The sequence below is a fragment of the Paenarthrobacter sp. GQ52 genome, from assembly GCF_059759005.1.
This window is the reverse complement of record NZ_JCAXEJ010000008.1, coordinates 13076-28253: the sequence shown is the minus strand read 5'-3', so window position 1 is coordinate 28253 and position 15178 is coordinate 13076. Positions and strand designations below refer to the sequence as shown.

General features: G+C 62.3%; 15 protein-coding genes. 8 read left to right on the top strand and 7 right to left on the bottom strand.

The window, feature by feature from the left end; all coding sequences use genetic code 11:
* Positions 1-91: 91 nt before the first annotated feature.
* From AC6CH8_RS12425 to AC6CH8_RS12395, 7 genes are all read right to left on the bottom strand, one after another.
* Entirely contained in the window at positions 92-1609 is a 1518-nt protein-coding gene (locus AC6CH8_RS12425; protein WP_498190852.1) for a DHA2 family efflux MFS transporter permease subunit, read from the bottom strand.
* A complete protein-coding gene (locus AC6CH8_RS12420) occupies positions 1593-2222 on the bottom strand; it encodes a PadR family transcriptional regulator (RefSeq protein WP_498190993.1) in 630 nt (209 codons plus the stop codon). Before AC6CH8_RS12420 ends, AC6CH8_RS12425 begins: the two co-directional genes overlap by 17 nt.
* Before the next feature lie 140 nt (positions 2223-2362).
* Entirely contained in the window at positions 2363-2755 is a 393-nt protein-coding gene (locus tag AC6CH8_RS12415) for an ankyrin repeat domain-containing protein (protein WP_420178630.1), read from the bottom strand.
* Positions 2752-3837 (bottom strand): CAF17-like 4Fe-4S cluster assembly/insertion protein YgfZ, encoded by a 1086-nt coding sequence (gene ygfZ, locus AC6CH8_RS12410; protein ID WP_420178631.1) that lies wholly within the window; start codon positions 3835-3837, stop codon positions 2752-2754. The genes AC6CH8_RS12415 and ygfZ overlap by 4 nt, the downstream gene beginning before the upstream one ends.
* Before the next feature lie 22 nt (positions 3838-3859).
* On the bottom strand, positions 3860-4579 hold the full coding sequence (locus tag AC6CH8_RS12405; protein WP_178997229.1) for a flavodoxin family protein: 720 nt from the start codon (positions 4577-4579) through the stop codon (positions 3860-3862).
* Between the two features lie 49 nt (positions 4580-4628).
* The gene (locus AC6CH8_RS12400) at positions 4629-5228 is read right to left on the bottom strand and encodes a nitrobindin family protein (protein WP_017200247.1); all 600 of its coding nucleotides are present in this window, start codon (positions 5226-5228) and stop codon (positions 4629-4631) included.
* A gap of 165 nt (positions 5229-5393) precedes the next feature.
* Positions 5394-6128 carry a permease gene (locus AC6CH8_RS12395; RefSeq protein ID WP_091469045.1) on the bottom strand — a complete coding sequence of 245 codons (735 nt, stop codon included), beginning with the start codon at positions 6126-6128 and terminating at the stop codon, positions 5394-5396.
* Positions 6129-6388: 260 nt separating this feature from the next.
* Here AC6CH8_RS12395 and AC6CH8_RS12390 point away from each other — a divergent pair, with 260 nt between their 5' ends.
* From AC6CH8_RS12390 to AC6CH8_RS12355, 8 genes are all read left to right on the top strand, one after another.
* The gene (locus AC6CH8_RS12390; RefSeq protein WP_018776718.1) at positions 6389-7087 is read left to right on the top strand and encodes a winged helix-turn-helix transcriptional regulator; all 699 of its coding nucleotides are present in this window, start codon (positions 6389-6391) and stop codon (positions 7085-7087) included.
* A gap of 240 nt (positions 7088-7327) precedes the next feature.
* The gene (mshD, locus tag AC6CH8_RS12385; protein ID WP_498190849.1) at positions 7328-8299 is read left to right on the top strand and encodes a mycothiol synthase; all 972 of its coding nucleotides are present in this window, start codon (positions 7328-7330) and stop codon (positions 8297-8299) included.
* A gap of 102 nt (positions 8300-8401) precedes the next feature.
* On the top strand, positions 8402-10651 hold the full coding sequence (locus AC6CH8_RS12380) for an RNA degradosome polyphosphate kinase (protein ID WP_091469049.1): 2250 nt from the start codon (positions 8402-8404) through the stop codon (positions 10649-10651).
* 8 nt (positions 10652-10659) lie between these two features.
* Positions 10660-11628, top strand: coding sequence for an NUDIX hydrolase (locus AC6CH8_RS12375; RefSeq protein ID WP_498190847.1), 969 nt, complete (start codon positions 10660-10662; stop codon positions 11626-11628).
* 67 nt (positions 11629-11695) lie between these two features.
* Positions 11696-13369, top strand: a complete 1674-nt coding sequence (locus AC6CH8_RS12370) for a hypothetical protein (protein WP_498190845.1) — start codon at positions 11696-11698, stop codon at positions 13367-13369.
* Positions 13366-13764, top strand: coding sequence for a GntR family transcriptional regulator (locus AC6CH8_RS12365; RefSeq protein ID WP_498190843.1), 399 nt, complete (start codon positions 13366-13368; stop codon positions 13762-13764). The genes AC6CH8_RS12370 and AC6CH8_RS12365 overlap by 4 nt, the downstream gene beginning before the upstream one ends.
* Entirely contained in the window at positions 13761-14564 is an 804-nt protein-coding gene (locus AC6CH8_RS12360) for a thymidylate synthase (protein WP_498190841.1), read from the top strand. The genes AC6CH8_RS12365 and AC6CH8_RS12360 overlap by 4 nt, the downstream gene beginning before the upstream one ends.
* Entirely contained in the window at positions 14561-15178 is a 618-nt protein-coding gene (locus tag AC6CH8_RS12355) for a dihydrofolate reductase (RefSeq protein WP_498190839.1), read from the top strand. The genes AC6CH8_RS12360 and AC6CH8_RS12355 overlap by 4 nt, the downstream gene beginning before the upstream one ends.

Genomic DNA, 15178 nt, shown 5'->3' with positions numbered 1-15178 from the left:
GGCCCTACATTGGGCAAGTAAAGGGCGGGAACAGCGCTTAAACAGGGCAGGACCAGCCCAAAAGTGGGCTGGTCCCGACACCGAACAAATGCTACTTCCGGACAGTTTCCTGCACGGCCGGCTCTCCAGCCGCTTCCCCACCCCAACCGCTGACCGACTTTGGCTTGCCAAAGAACAACGCCACCACGGCACCCAGCAGAATCGCGCAGGCGGGCAACATGATGGACTGGCTCATCGCCGTCGAGAATCCCGCGTGGAGCGCTTCCGGCAACACTCCGCCCAGGGAGGCTTCGCCAACAGGAGCCCCGGCGGGAGCTGCGGGCAACTCCGCTGCGAGCCGCGACTGGATAAGGGCGGCGATGGCAGCCGAACCGAGGACAGCACCGATTTGGCGCGTGGTGTTGAAGACGCCGGAACCGGCCCCTGCCTGGCGTGGTTCCAGGTTGCGGGTGGTCGCGTTGGACACCGGCCCCCAGATGAAGGCATTGGCAACACCTTGCAGTGCGCTGGGCAGCAGGAACATCCAGATGGGAGTATCCGGCCCCAGCAGGGACGCCGTCCAGAACAGAGCCCCGGCCAGACAGACGAGGCCGAAGGATGCGAACCAGCGCGGGTTGGCACGGTCTATGAGCTTGCCCACGAACGGGGCCAGCGCACCTGAAATAACGGCCATGGGAATCATCAGCAACGCAGACTGCGTCGGCGTCAGTCCCCGGACGGTTTGGTAGTAGAAGATGGTGGGCAGCGGGAAGGCGGTCACCGTGAAGCCAACCGCCATGATGGCGGTGTTGCCCAGGGAAAAGTTGCGGTCCTTGAACAGGCCAAGCGGCAGCAGGGGTTCCCCGCCCCGGCGTTCAAGGAGCCATTGCCAGGCGACAAACAGCACCAGGACCACAAGTCCTGTAATGATCAGTCCCCACACGGAAACGAAGCCTGTGACTGTTCCCCACTTGTACGTTTGACCCTCTTGGATGCCGAAGACCAGCAGGAACATGCCGACGGCGGAAAGCACCACGCCCACGACGTCGAACGTATGGCTGTGCGTGGTCAGTTTCGGCACGAAACGCATCACCAGGATGAAGGCCACGATCCCGATGGGGACATTGACGAAGAAGATCCACTCCCAGCCGAGGCTGTCCACGAGCAAGCCACCGAGGATCGGTCCGATCAGCACAGCCATGCCGGCTGTGGCTCCCCACAACCCCATGGCTGCACCACGGCGGTCCGGAGGGAAAATGCGCGTAATTACGGCCATGGTTTGGGGAGTCATCATGGCCGCACCCAAGCCTTGGACTGCCCGGGCCGCGATCAACATGGTGACGTCGCCGGAGAGTCCGCACCACAGCGAAGCGAGCGTAAAGACAACCAAGCCGATCAGGTACAGGTTCTTGGGCCCAAAGCGGTCACCCAGCCTGCCAGTGATCAGCAACGGCACGGCATAGGCCAACAAGTAGGCGCTGGTAACCCAAATGACGGCATTGATGTCCGTGTTGAGGCCCTCCATGATCCGAGGGTTGGCCACCGACACGATAGTGGTGTCGATGAGGATCATGAAGAAGCCCACCACCAGTGACCACAGGGCCGGCCACGGCTTAGCTACGTTTTCCAAGGGATTCCTTTGGCTTGTATGAAAGTTCGGTTGGAGTTGGCCGGGGTTCATCCCAGGGCAGGCGCCCATTGCGCAACTCCTCGAGGAGTTCGCGGATCCACGCGATCTCCGTTCGGCGCATTGCTTGTTGATACGTGATGTCGATCCAGTACTTGCGATCCAGCCCCTTGGCTGTCACGGTTGCCTCGGCATGCACGAGGAAGTCGAGATCGGCTCCGAGGGCTGCCAGCCGCTCCGCCAGCAGTTCCATCACCACAGCCGCGGGAAGGTTATGGGCTTCGGCGATTGCGTGGGGAAACACGGGGTATTCGTTGACGGGCGTGGAGAGCATGTCTTGGATCCGCGCATCGAGGGCCTCATGTCCGGCGGCGGTAATCCTGTAGGTGGTCCGTTCGGGACGGTTGCCTTCGCGTTCCGTTCCTGCGGCCTCCACAAGCCCGCTTTCCGCCAGCCGGCCCACTGCGTGATAAAGCGTGCCGGGGCGGACTTTGACGAGGCGGTCCTCATGGCGTGCCATCAACAATTGGTACATCTCGTACGGATGCATGGGTTGCTCTGCCAGGAGCGCCAGTGAAGCGACACCGAGCGGCGTCAGTTCTGCGATTTTCGGCACGATGACCTTCTTCCCCATCAAATATTCCACAACAACTATTCCACAACAACTATTCCACGTGGAGTATCCGGCACGCAAGAAAGCCCGCACGCAGGAAAGCCCGGCCGCACAGCGACCGGGCTCCCCTCGTGATACCTGCTTTAGCCCAGGAGGGCTTGGATCTCCGATCGGGCGAACATCGAGGCGGCCTCGCGCGCGGTGGGAGTTCCGGCGTCGGGATCTGCTCCCGCGTCCAGCAGGACCCGCGCCACATCCGTGTATCCCTTGAAGACAGCTCCGGCGAGTGGGGTCTGTCCTCGATCATTCGCGGCGTTTACGTCAGCACCGTGATGGAGGATCAGCTGCACGGCTTCCGCATGCCCGTGGTAGGCCGCCAGCATCAGCAGGGAGTCACCAGCGGCATTCGTCAACGTGGCAGGAGCGCCGGCGTTCAAGTAGCCACGCAGCAGTTCTGCGTCACCTTCGCGGGCAGCATCGAACAAGGCATGGGCCAAGGCCAACGTTTCGTCGTCGGGGCCTGTAGCTTGGGTCATCGGTGGGGTCCCTTCAGGAATCCGGTCTGGCGCCCGACAACCTGGCCGGCGTCGGGGGCGACGATCACTTCCTGGGCTGCGATGTACGGTTCCTCGCCGTCCATCACTGTCAGGGTTTCTTCCGCCGAAACGGACCGTTTGATCACGGCCAGAGCAACGGGTCCCATTTCAAAGTGCTGCGCCACCGATGTCAGAGTACCTACCTTGCGCTCCCCGACAAATACGACGCTGCCAACGGCCGGCAACGTGTGCTGTGACCCATCAAGCTGGAGGAACACGAGGCGCCGGGGCGGGTGGCCAAGGTTGTGGACACGCGCTATGGTCTCCTGGCCCTTGTAGCAGCCCTTGTTCAGGTGCACCGAGGTCCTCAAGAGATCCAGCTCGTGGGGAATCGTCTTTTCATCAGTCTCGGCGCCAAGGCGGGGCCGCCACGCTGCAATCCTCAAGGCATCTGCCGCCATGGCGCCTGCCAGGGGAAGGCCTTCAACGACTTCATCCAACTCGCTGGCCGGTACAAGGTACTCGAACCAAGGGCGTTCAAGTCCGGGATGCGATTCTTCCGGGACGATGCTGTATGCGTAACCCCCAGGGCTCACGTGCGGCCACGGATCCTCCCACACGAGGCGGCCGGACAGTTGCTCCACCGGCTTGGTGGCGCCCAGCACGGCCCAATGCTCCGAGACGTCGTTGATCTCGACGCGGAGCATGAACTTCATCCGGTTCAACCACTCAGCAAGCGGCGCGGCCTCGGCGGTCTCTACGATCAGCCACGTGGTGCTGCCGTCGTCAATAACGCGGGCATCGAACTCGATGCGGCCTTGGACGCTGAGCAGCAGCAGTTCGCTGGCGACGCCCGGCTGGAGATTCGTGAGCTGCTGGGAGGAGAGTGTGTTCAGCCAGCTGAGCCGGTCCGGGCCGCTCACGGTCACCACGCCACGGTGCGAAAGATCGACGACGGCGGTACCGGTCGCCAGGGCGCGCTGCTCACGCAGGGGTTCACCGTAGTGGGCCGCGACGCCGGCATCGAGGCCGGTATCTTCAACGGCGCCAGGGCGCGACAACAGGGGGCTCTTGTAAGTCATATGTAGTAGAAGTCCTTGCGGGTCAGCGGTATTCCGGGTTTTCGAAATCGAATCGGGTGCCCGCTTTCCATTCCTCCGGCAAGTTGCCGTAGGCGGGAATTCCCCCGGCATCCCGCAGGAGCTTGGCCATGTGGAGCAGGTTCCACGTCATGAAGGTGGCATTCCTGTTAGTAAAATCACTCTCAGGCCCGCCCGATCCTTCATCAAGATAGCTGGGTCCGGGTCCCACCGGGCCGATCCATCCGGCGTCGGCCTGGGGCGGAATGGTGAAGCCGATGTGCTGAAGGCTGTACAGCACGTTCATGGAACAGTGTTTGATGCCGTCTTCATTGCCGGTGATGAGGCAGCCGCCCACCTTGGGGTAGAAAGCCCATTGGCCCTTGCTGTTCAGTTCGCCGGAGTGGGCATACAAGCGCTCGATGAGTTTCTTGGTCATGGATGAGTTGTCGCCCAACCAGATGGGCCCTGCAACCACAACGATGTCGGCGTCGCGGACATGCGGGTAGATCTCAGGCCACTCGTCGGTCTTCCAGCCGTGCTCGCGCATGTCCGGGTAGACACCACTGGCGATGTCGTGGTCCACGGTCCGGATGAGGCGGGTACTGACGCCCTGCTTCTCCATGATGTCCCGGCTGATTTTGATCAGGCCGTCGGTATTGCTGAGCTGCGGCGAGGGCTTCAGCGTGCCATTGAAGAAGACAGCCTTAAGCCCACTGTAGCCCTCCGGTTTGAGGTTGTTCACTATCTGCTCCTTCTGCTGGTTGCCGTGGAACGTACAGTGAGGCCTCGGGTCAGGACACCTTGTGGAGGAATGCCGAGGCGTGCGCTTCGAGAGCCTTGCCGCTGGCAGCGACATCCCAGCGCCAAAGGAGGTTGCCATCAACCAAACCGAAGATGCGGGTGGCCGCCGTGTACTCCTTGGAGTGGCTTCCACGCATCACCATGTCGGTGCTCAGCTGGATCTGGGGTCCCTTGATCTGGCCGTAGTAAAGCTCGGTGATTCCGCCGGGGTGGGCGATCGACACTGAGATGTCGAAGCCGCCCTCCTTGTTTCGACGCTCCTCGACTTCGTCAGCTGTCTTGAGGACGGGGACGATGTCGGCCGGGATCAGGCCGGGACCGCCGTCGCCCTCTTCAAGCTTCCGCTCCAACGCCCAGAACCCTGTCTCAACGGTCAACGGGCGCAACTTCTCGCCGGCGTCGTCACTGAGCCAGGTCTCGGCCCGGTACTGCAAGTACGGAAGCCCGTTGTGGGTGAAGGACACGTGCTGGACGAAATGCTCGGAATCCTCGTCTCCGCTGCCGAGCCGGCCGCGGCCTTCCCACTCACCAATGAGCCAGGAAAGAGGGACGAGTTCGGGCGTCAGATCTGTTGGGATCTCAATAGGCACAACGATTACCTCTGTCGAGCTGCAGGATCAGAAGGTTACTTCTGGCCCTTGAAAAGGCGGTAAACGACAAATCCCGCAAACCATGCCATGGCGACGCTGGCCAGACCAAGGAGAACGAGGAAGAAGATTTCAAATGCGAGTACAGACATGATGCAATCCTAACCGTTAGTAGATGAGTAGTTTGTCTATGAAGTAAGCCAAGGCCCCCACAGCCCAAACGGGCGCTACGCCCATTCCTATTGCTGCCGGGATGTTGAGGCGCCCCCGCCGGAGGGTGGTCATCCGCCGGAAGCAAACGAGGACGGAACCCACCACCACGCCAACCAAAGCGGCCGGAAGCACGGCGATATCGGAGAAAACAAGCCCTGCCAGCGGCCCCATCAGGCCAGCCATCACAACGCCGAGCGGAGCCACGATCCGGTCCGGCCAACGGATGATTCCCACCAGCAGGGCCACCGCGGCACTGAGTCCGGCCACGAGGACCATCTCCTTGACGCCGTTGAACCGTGCACTGGCGATCCATCCCGCGCCAAGGCAGTTCAGCAGCACACCGGCAGAGCAGCCGAGGGTGGATTCCAAGCGTTGGGCCTGCCCGGTGCCCCTGACCAGTTGGACGACGAACACTGCCATCACGCCCAGAGCCACGAACGCGGGTGTACCGTCCAGGAATCCGGGCGCCGGCATATAGGCAGCGGTGACAGCAGATCCCGCGCCGGCGAGACCAATGACGGCGGCCAGCGTTTTCTTGGCCGGGACAGCCAGAAAGTGCGGCCACCCGATCCCGACAGCCGCTGACGCCGCGATGCCTGCGCCCACCATGGCTTCCCGGGAAACGAAGGTGCTGGCCACGATGGCTGCGAGCGCCACGAGTCCGAATACCCCGATGCTCCAAGACTTCACTGTGTGCCGACCTCAATCCGATGCGCCTTACGACCTCTCGACAATCCTGCCTTAAGCTGACCCAATATGTCGTAATTCCAGCGCTTGCCCGTCACGAATCCATGTGTCGCAAGGCACTGATGGGTATACTCAGACTTCAACAGCGCACTGTGTTGGCCGCGATCCCGTTACAACGGGAGAGGCTGCCAATGCGTTGTGACCGACCGGTGAGACTCCGGTTTCGACGCCCGATGATGCGCGTACAGCCCATTGGAGGAACTATGTCGCACATCCTGCTCCTAACGAACAGCACCGGCTCTTCGGTGGACATTTTGCCTGCCTTGGAGTTGCTGAACCACCGCGTGCACATCCTCCCGGCAGAACCCACAGCACTACTGGAAACCGACCCCACGGATATCGTCTTCCTGGATGCCCGGAAGGACCTGGTGGGTGCCCGCTCACTGACCCAGTTGCTGAAAGCCACCGGCCTCAGTGCGCCGCTCATGTTGATCCTCACGGAGGGCGGCATGGCTGCTGTCTCCTCGGCCTGGGCAGTGGATGACATTGTGCTGGACTCCGCCGGGCCTGCGGAGGTAGAGGCCCGCATCAGGCTTGCCATGGCGCGTGCCGTCCCCGGCGAAGAGGAAACCCAGACCGAAATCCGGGCCGCCGGCGTCGTGATTGACGAGGCAAGCTATACCGCCCGTGTCAGCGGCCAGCCACTCAACCTGACATTCAAGGAGTTCGAACTCCTGAAGTACCTGGCCCAGCACCCGGGCCGCGTATTCACCCGCCAGCAATTGCTGACCGAAGTGTGGGGCTACGACTACTACGGAGGCACCAGGACAGTGGACGTCCACATCCGGCGGCTTCGGGCCAAGCTCGGCGTGGATCACGAGAACCTGATTAGTACAGTCCGCAACGTGGGCTACCGGCTCACCCTTGTCCGCCTCCCGGACGATGAGTTGTCCGAAGCCTGAGCGGCAACCCGGACAGATGAAGCAGACCAAAAAAGAGACCAGGATCCACACGGATCCTGGCCTCTTTTTCATTTCCTGGTGGAGGACATACGGGTCGAACGTATCGAGGCCACCCCACTGGTGGATCCCCCCTGTGCTGACTCGCGGACAAACCGCAAAGCCGAACGAGATATTGAGACTACCTCCCATTTCCAGTGACATCAAATCATCAGGGTTGCACCGGACGTATAGCCTTGCATCATGAGTCACGCGCACCCGGAAAACTGGCCCGTACTGATCATTGCCGGAGCTTTGGACACTGAACTCCTCAGGGACGTCAAGACCCTCGCCGCAGCCGCCGGGGAGTCCGACGGGAATCCGCCCTTCTCCGAACAGACGATTGTCATGCTGCGCGGTGCGGACTCGGGCGAGCATTCAGTCTTGTCCTTCGTCCTGTATGCACCGGACGAAGATTCTGATCCGGCCACCGGAGAGGATCTGGCGGGTGTCGCCGTCGTCGTTGAAAGTGAAGACGGAAGCGGTGTCCTGGAGTTGGCCGTCCACCCCAGCTACCGCAACCAGGGCGTTGCCGGAAGGCTGCTGGGCGCGCTGCAGGGCAAGCGGGGCCTCGACGGATTAAGCGCATGGTCCCACGGCAACCATGAGGCCGCCGCCGAGCTGGCCACGCAGTTCGGTTACGGTCCGATGCGCGAACTGTGGAAGATGCGGTTGATGTCTTCAACCGCAGCACTGCCCGACGCCGGACTTCCGGACGGTGTTTCGCTCCGTGCCTTCGTGCCGGGCCGGGATGAGCAGGCGTGGCTGGCAGCCAATAGGGCCGCGTTCTCCCACCACCCCGAACAGGGGTCCATGACACTGGCGGACCTCGAGGCACGCAAGGCTGAGGATTGGTTCGATCCCGAAGGCTTCCTGTTGGCTGTGAACGCTGAAGGCGAGCTGCTGGGTTTCCACTGGACCAAGGTCCATCCCCGGCAAGGTCCCCACCCGGCCATCGGCGAGGTCTATGTGGTGGGCGTGACTCCAGCGGCGCAGGGTTTGGGGCTTGGCAAGGCGCTCACGGTTGCGGGCATCAAGCACCTCCAGGACCAGGACCTGCACGCCGTCATGCTCTACGTTGATGCTGACAATGAGGCAGCAGTAGCTCTATATCAGAAGCTTGGCTTTGTTCGCTGGGACACCGACGTGATGTATGGGCCTTTAACCAAAAATTAACCTGAGGGGATCAGTTGCCGGAAAGCCGGTGACATCTTGGATTCGAGCACCGCAATTGCTTGTAATGTGGGAGGAAACCCCGTCCTGAGCTTAGGAGAACCCATGCAGCCGGACCCCGTCGGCACCGCCGGATCCACCTCGAAGGGCGCAACCCTGCCCCCACGCTTCGGATCATCGGAAGTGCCGGCCTCGCGAGCCACCCAGGACCGCATCGATATTCCGGAATTCGCACCGAGCCTGGAGCCCGAAGGCGACATCTCCCCGGACCGCTTCCTGGACCGCGAGCTGAGCTGGCTGGCCTTCAACTCCCGTGTGCTGGAGCTCGCCGAAGATCCTGACCTTTTCCTGTTGGAACGTGTCGGTTTCCTGTCGATTTTTGCCTCCAACCTCGACGAGTTCTTCATGGTCCGTGTTGCCGGCCTCAAGCGGCGCATAGCCACAGGCCTGGCTGTGCCTTCACCGGCCGGGCTGAGCCCCATTGAGGTGCTGGAACAGATCAGCGAAGAGGCCCACAGGCTTCAGGAACGTCACGCCAGGGTCTTCGCTGAGCAGATCCGCCCGGCGCTGGCCTACGAGCACATCCACATCATGCACTGGAATGAACTGGATGAGGATGCCCGCCACCGGATCAGCATCATGTTCCAGGAGAAGGTCTTCCCCATCCTGACGCCGCTGGCTGTGGACCCCGCACATCCCTTCCCCTACATCTCCGGCCTCTCCCTCAACCTCGCCGTGATCGTCAGCAACCCGATCAGCGACAAGGAGCTCTTCGCCCGCGTCAAGGTTCCGGACCAGCTCCCCCGCCTCATTTCCGTGGACGGACCGCGCGCCGGTGCCATCCCGGGCCGCGTAGCCCGTTTCATCGCCTTGGAAGAAGTCATCGCTGTCCACTTGGACAAGCTTTTCCCCGGGATGGAAGTTTTGGAACACCACACCTTCCGCGTCACCCGCAATGAGGACCTGGAAGTAGAAGAGGACGACGCCGAGAACCTCCTGCAGGCCCTGGAGAAGGAACTCCTGCGCCGCCGGTTTGGCCCGCCGGTCCGCCTAGAGGTCACCACCGATATCAACCCGAACATCAAGGCTTTGCTGATCCGTGAGCTCGGGGTTGAAGAGTCCGAGGTCTACTCGGTTCCCGCGCCGTTGGACCTCCGGGGACTGTCAGCTATCAGCGCCATTGACCGCGCTGACCTGCACTACCCCAAGCATGTCCCGCACACGTCCCGCTACCTCAACGAGTCCGAGACTTCGAAGGCCGCCAACGTCTTTGCAGCGATGCGCCGCAGGGACATCCTGCTCCACCACCCGTATGACTCGTTCTCCACCTCCGTTCAGGCCTTCCTGGAGCAGGCTGCAGCGGATCCCAAGGTGCAGGCCATCAAGCAGACCCTGTACCGGACATCAGGTGACTCCCCCATCGTTGACGCTCTCATCGATGCCGCTGAGGCAGGCAAACAGGTCCTGGCCCTCGTGGAGATCAAGGCCCGCTTCGACGAGCAAGCCAACATTTCCTGGGCGCGAAAGCTCGAACAAGCGGGCGTTCACGTGGTGTACGGCATCGTCGGCCTGAAGACCCACTGCAAGTTGTCCCTGGTGGTCCGCCAGGAAGTGGACGGACTGCGGCGCTACTGCCACATCGGCACCGGCAACTACCACCCGCGCACAGCCCGCTATTACGAAGACCTTGGCTTGCTGACCGCCAACGAACAAGTGGGAGAAGACCTCTCCAAGCTGTTCAACCAGCTCTCCGGCTACGCCCCAAAGTCCACGTTCAAGAGGTTGCTCGTTGCGCCGCGATCGGTGCGGGCCGGCTTGATGGACAGGATTGAAGCCGAAATCCGCCATGCCCAGGCCGGCGCTCCCGGATTGGTACAGATCAAGGTCAACTCCATGGTGGACGAAGCCATCATCGATGCCCTCTACCGGGCCTCGCAGGCCGGCGTGAAGGTTGACGTCGTGGTGCGCGGTATCTGCTCCCTGCGCCCGGGGGTGCCGGGACTCAGCGAAAACATCAGGGTCCGCTCCGTCCTGGGTCGCTTCCTTGAACACTCACGCGTCTTTGCCTTCGGCAACGGTGGCGATCCGTTGGTGTACATCGGCTCCGCAGACATGATGCACCGCAACCTGGACCGCCGCGTAGAGGCACTGGTGCAGCTGGCCAGCAAAGAAGACACGGCGACTGTCATGGACCTGCTGCGCCGCTATGTTGACGACGGGACCGCCAGCTGGCACCTGGACGATCACGGACATTGGACCAGGCACCACTTGGACGAAGACGGCAAGCCGTTGCTGGACATGCAGTCCTGGCTCCTGGCTTCCCGTTCACGCCAGCGCGCTGCGGCCCGGCGGTAAGGACCCAGTTGAACAGCGATACCCCCGTGGCAGATCAAACAGATCACCCCGGCGAGCCGGTGGCCGTTGTAGCCGCCGGCGCGATTCCATGGCGCGTCACCAAAGGTGCCCTTGAGGTTCTCCTGATCCACCGCCCCCGTTACGACGATTGGTCATGGCCCAAAGGAAAGCTCGACGCCGGCGAAACAGTTCCCGAATGCGCCGCCCGTGAAGTGTGGGAAGAGATAGGCCTACAGGCACCACTGGGCATACCTCTTCCAGCTATTCACTACCATGTAGCTGCCGGCTTGAAGGTGGTCCGGTACTGGGCGGTCAAGGTCAATGGAGCGCAGCTCCGGCCCGACGGCAAAGAAGTGGACAGCGTCATGTGGTGCAGCCCGGACCGGGCTGCCAGCTTCCTGAGCAACCCTACGGACGTGGAGCCGCTCGAATACCTCGAGAAGGCCCACGTCCGCGGGGAACTGGACACGTGGCCGTTGGTACTGATCCGCCATGCCAAAGCGAAGCCGCGCTCCTCATGGACAAAAGCCGAGGGCGACCGCCCCTTGGCAGCAACGGGCCAACGGCAGGCAGTGGCTGTCCAGCGCCTTTTGGAGGTGTGGAAACCGCAACGTGTGGTGACCAGCCCTTGGGCGCGTTGTGTCGCCACTATCGCCCCCTATGCCAAGGCCAGCGGAGCCAAGGTGAAACTGGTGGAAGCACTCACCGAGCACACCCACCAACGCTCCCCCAAGAAAACCGCAGCCGCTGTTGAGGCCCTGTTCGACAAGCAAGTGCCGATCGCTGTGTGTACGCATCGCCCCGCCCTGCCCACGGCGCTGAAGCAGTTGGGCCAACACATGTCACAGGCCCTGCGGAACCTGCTGCCTTCCGCTGATCCCTACCTGTCGCCGGGTGAGGTCATTGTTTGCCAGGTAGCTCGCGGGTCTGAACGGAAAATAGTGTCCGTTGAGCAGGTCAAGCCTTTCGACGACTAGGAACTGCTTGCTTGACCCTCACTTCTTTGTATCAGTAGATTGATACAAAAGATGTGGGGGTCTTGCTGTGGTTGTTCTGCCAACGTTGTTTTTCCTGGGGCCTGTAATCGGCGCCGTCATCCTGTACTTGTTTCTGCGCATGCAGGTCTGGTCCAAGCCGGATGCCCAGGCCGTTGCCTCCCACGGGTGGTGGGTAGGCATCATCGGGTGGATGGCCAGTTCCCTGCAGGGTGCCATGGACGCGGGGATCATTCGCGCGAACCCCATGGGTTCCAGCGCCCCCGCAACTCCGGACCAGATCGGCGTCGCTCTAGCCTGGCCCGTCCTGGCCTGCCTCGCCGTTCACGCCTTGGGTCAACTGAGCTACCCTGCACCGAAGGCACCCCGCAGATACGCGGAACTGACGGTCCGCAGAATCAGGGACTTCCTTCCCCGAAATCTTGCGCGGACCACAGGCGTGATCTTTCTCTACGCAGCGTTGGCCATTGCATGGATCGCAGCGTTGCCTGGGCACGCCGCCCTGGTGCCGGCACAGCCTGCGCCGCCGGCTTCCCCCCAGCAGCCCAACGCACCCTCCGCCCCCACTACGACGTTTCAAGGGCAGGACGGTCGGATTCCGGGCTCGGATATGGCGCTGTGGCTGGGCGGGGCTTTGCTGGTCCTGGCCCTGGGAACCTGGGTGGTCCTTCTCCTGATCGCCCGGCGCAGGCAGTTGGAAACCCTCGACGCCGACGACAATCGAACACTCCGGACCATTGCCACTAACCGGCTACTCCGGACCGTCGCGACCATCGCCGCAGGGCTGGCTTCCATCGCCGGCAACTTCGCGGCACAACCGGAGCCGGGTGCAGTGTGGCAGTCGTCCTGGTTCAATGTCCTGGGGATTGTCAACATGGCAGTGCTCCTCGCCATGTTGTGGTGGAAGGTCCCTGAACTCCCGTCGCTTCTCAAAGTCCGGAAAACCACGAGCGCAAACACGCTGCGCGCCGATTCCCGAACGCACGGCGCTGTCCGGCTCACCATCTCCCTTGGCGCGGTGTTGGGCGTCGTGGGCGGACTCGCGCTCCTGGCCGGAGTGGTGGTGATCCTTGTCGCCGTGCGTCCTCTCAATCCATGGCCTTTTCCCGTCCTGACCGCCATTGCTGCCGCGACTCTGCTGTCGGCCATTGCGGTGGGTGAGGCGTTGATGGCGCGAAATTACGGACGAACCGAAGCGCCAATCCACTGGCCGCGACAGCCCGTTTCGCGAGGATTGCTCTCCTTCGCGATCGGAAGCGCATTGGTGCTTGCCGTGGCAGTAGCCTTCGCCGTGGCCGTGGCCGCGGAAGAACAGCCCTTTGTCCCCGGGACATGGCACGCTGTTCTTCTGCTCTCTGCTGCGGTTGCCGGAACAGGTACGGTGGCCATCCTCGTCGTGCGCCGGCGTCGTGGTATTCCGGAAGGGGATGGTGACAGAGGCCTGGACGCCGCCCTGAGGGCCATCAGCATGTATCGAATCTTGAGGACACTGGCCGCATACTGCCTGGGGCAGGCGGGAGCGCTGCTGATGATCACCGGCGATGCCTGGTACAGCGTGTTCTCACCGGGCGATGGCGAATATCCGCTGGCACCCAGCCCGGCCATCACGGTCGGAATGGTGCTGGCGGCCATCGCCGTGATCGTCTCGGTGGTACCGGTGCGCAGCCTGTTCCGCGCCATCCCCCGCAGCGAGCCTGTCAAACATGGGGAACGCGCACAATGACTGCCGGAATTACCTTGGACCTTTCCGATCCGGTGCCGCCCTACGAGCAGATCCGACGACAACTCAGCTCGCTGATTGCGGTAGGGGTTTTGGAACCCGGGAGCCGGCTTCCCACGGTCCGCAGCCTGGCCGCCGATCTTGGTATCGCCGCCGGAACTGTGGCTCGCGCCTATAAAGAACTTGAGCAGTCGGGATTGATTGAATCACGACGGCGAAACGGGACTATCGTCGTCGGGCCACCTCAGCCGACGCGTGCCGTGGCGGGCGGAGACGCCGCGGTTATTGCCGCCGTCGACGATTTGATTCGAACGTCGCGCGACATAGGCATAGGTGACGAATCGCTCGTAGACCTGCTTCGGGGACGACTTGCCCAAACAAGTAAGCTGGACTCGTGAGCATCCCCACCCCATATGAAGACCTTCTGCGCGACGTCATGGCCAACGGCACACACAAGTCGGACCGCACCGGAACGGGAACGCGCAGCGTTTTTGGCCGCCAGCTGAGGTTCGATCTCGCCGAAAGCTTCCCGCTCATCACCACCAAGCGGGTTCACTTCAAGTCCGTGGCAGTAGAACTCCTGTGGTTCCTGCGCGGTGACTCGAACGTGAAGTGGATGCAGGATCAGGGCGTCTCCATCTGGGACGAATGGGCGGATGCCGACGGCGAATTGGGCCCTGTGTACGGTGTGCAGTGGCGCAGTTGGCCCACTCCCGACGGCGGGCACATCGACCAGATCTCTGAGCTGATAACCAATCTGGCGGCCAACCCCGATTCCCGGCGCCACATTGTGTCGGCTTGGAACGTGTCCGAGCTCAAGGACATGGCGTTGCCGCCGTGCCATGCGTTCTTCCAGTTCTATGTGGCGGACGGCAAGTTGTCCTGCCAGCTGTACCAGCGCTCCGCGGACACGTTCCTGGGCGTCCCCTTCAATATTGCCTCCTACGCCCTGCTGACGCGCATGGTGGCGCAGCAGCTTGGACTCGATCCCGGCGAATTCGTCTGGACCGGCGGCGATGTCCATGTCTACGACAATCACGTTGACCAGGTTGCCGAGCAGCTCAGCCGCGAGCCGTACGAGTACCCGCAGTTGAAGATCCTCCGCAAGCCGGACTCCATCTTCGATTACACGCTGGATGACTTCGAGGTTGTGGATTACCGCCACCACCCCACCATCAAGGCGCCGATTGCAGTATGAGCGTGCCTACCCCTGAGACTCCATCCCAGCTTCCCGGCGTCATCTTCACCCAGGAGACCGCGGCCCGAATGACGGGCATCGGACTGATCTGGGCCCAAACCAAGTCCGGCGTGATCGGTAAGGACGGCTCCATGCCGTGGCACCTGCCCGAGGACTTGAAGCACTTCAGCCAGCTCACTACGGGGCACCCCGTCATCATGGGCCGCAAGACCTGGCTGTCCTTCCCCGAAAAGTACCGTCCGCTTCCCGGCCGGACCAACATTGTGGTGACCCGCAACGCCGACTGGGCGTCCACGCCCGAGGCCCAGGGCGCCGTCGTGGTTTCATCCCTTGATGCGGCACTGCTGGAATCTCAGTTCGCCCCCGGGGGCCAGAAAGTGTGGATTATCGGCGGCGGCGAAATCTTTGAACAGTCCATGGGCATCGCTAACTTGGCCGTAGTCACCATTATTGATGCCGAGCTGGAAGGCGACACCTTCGCACCGGAACTCGGTGAGGATTGGACCTTCGACGCGGTAGCCCCGCCCGAAGGCTGGCTCACTGCTAAAAACGGCACCAACTACCGGTTCACCACATGGCGCCGGAACGCTAGCCAGGAAACCCAGGAAGACTAA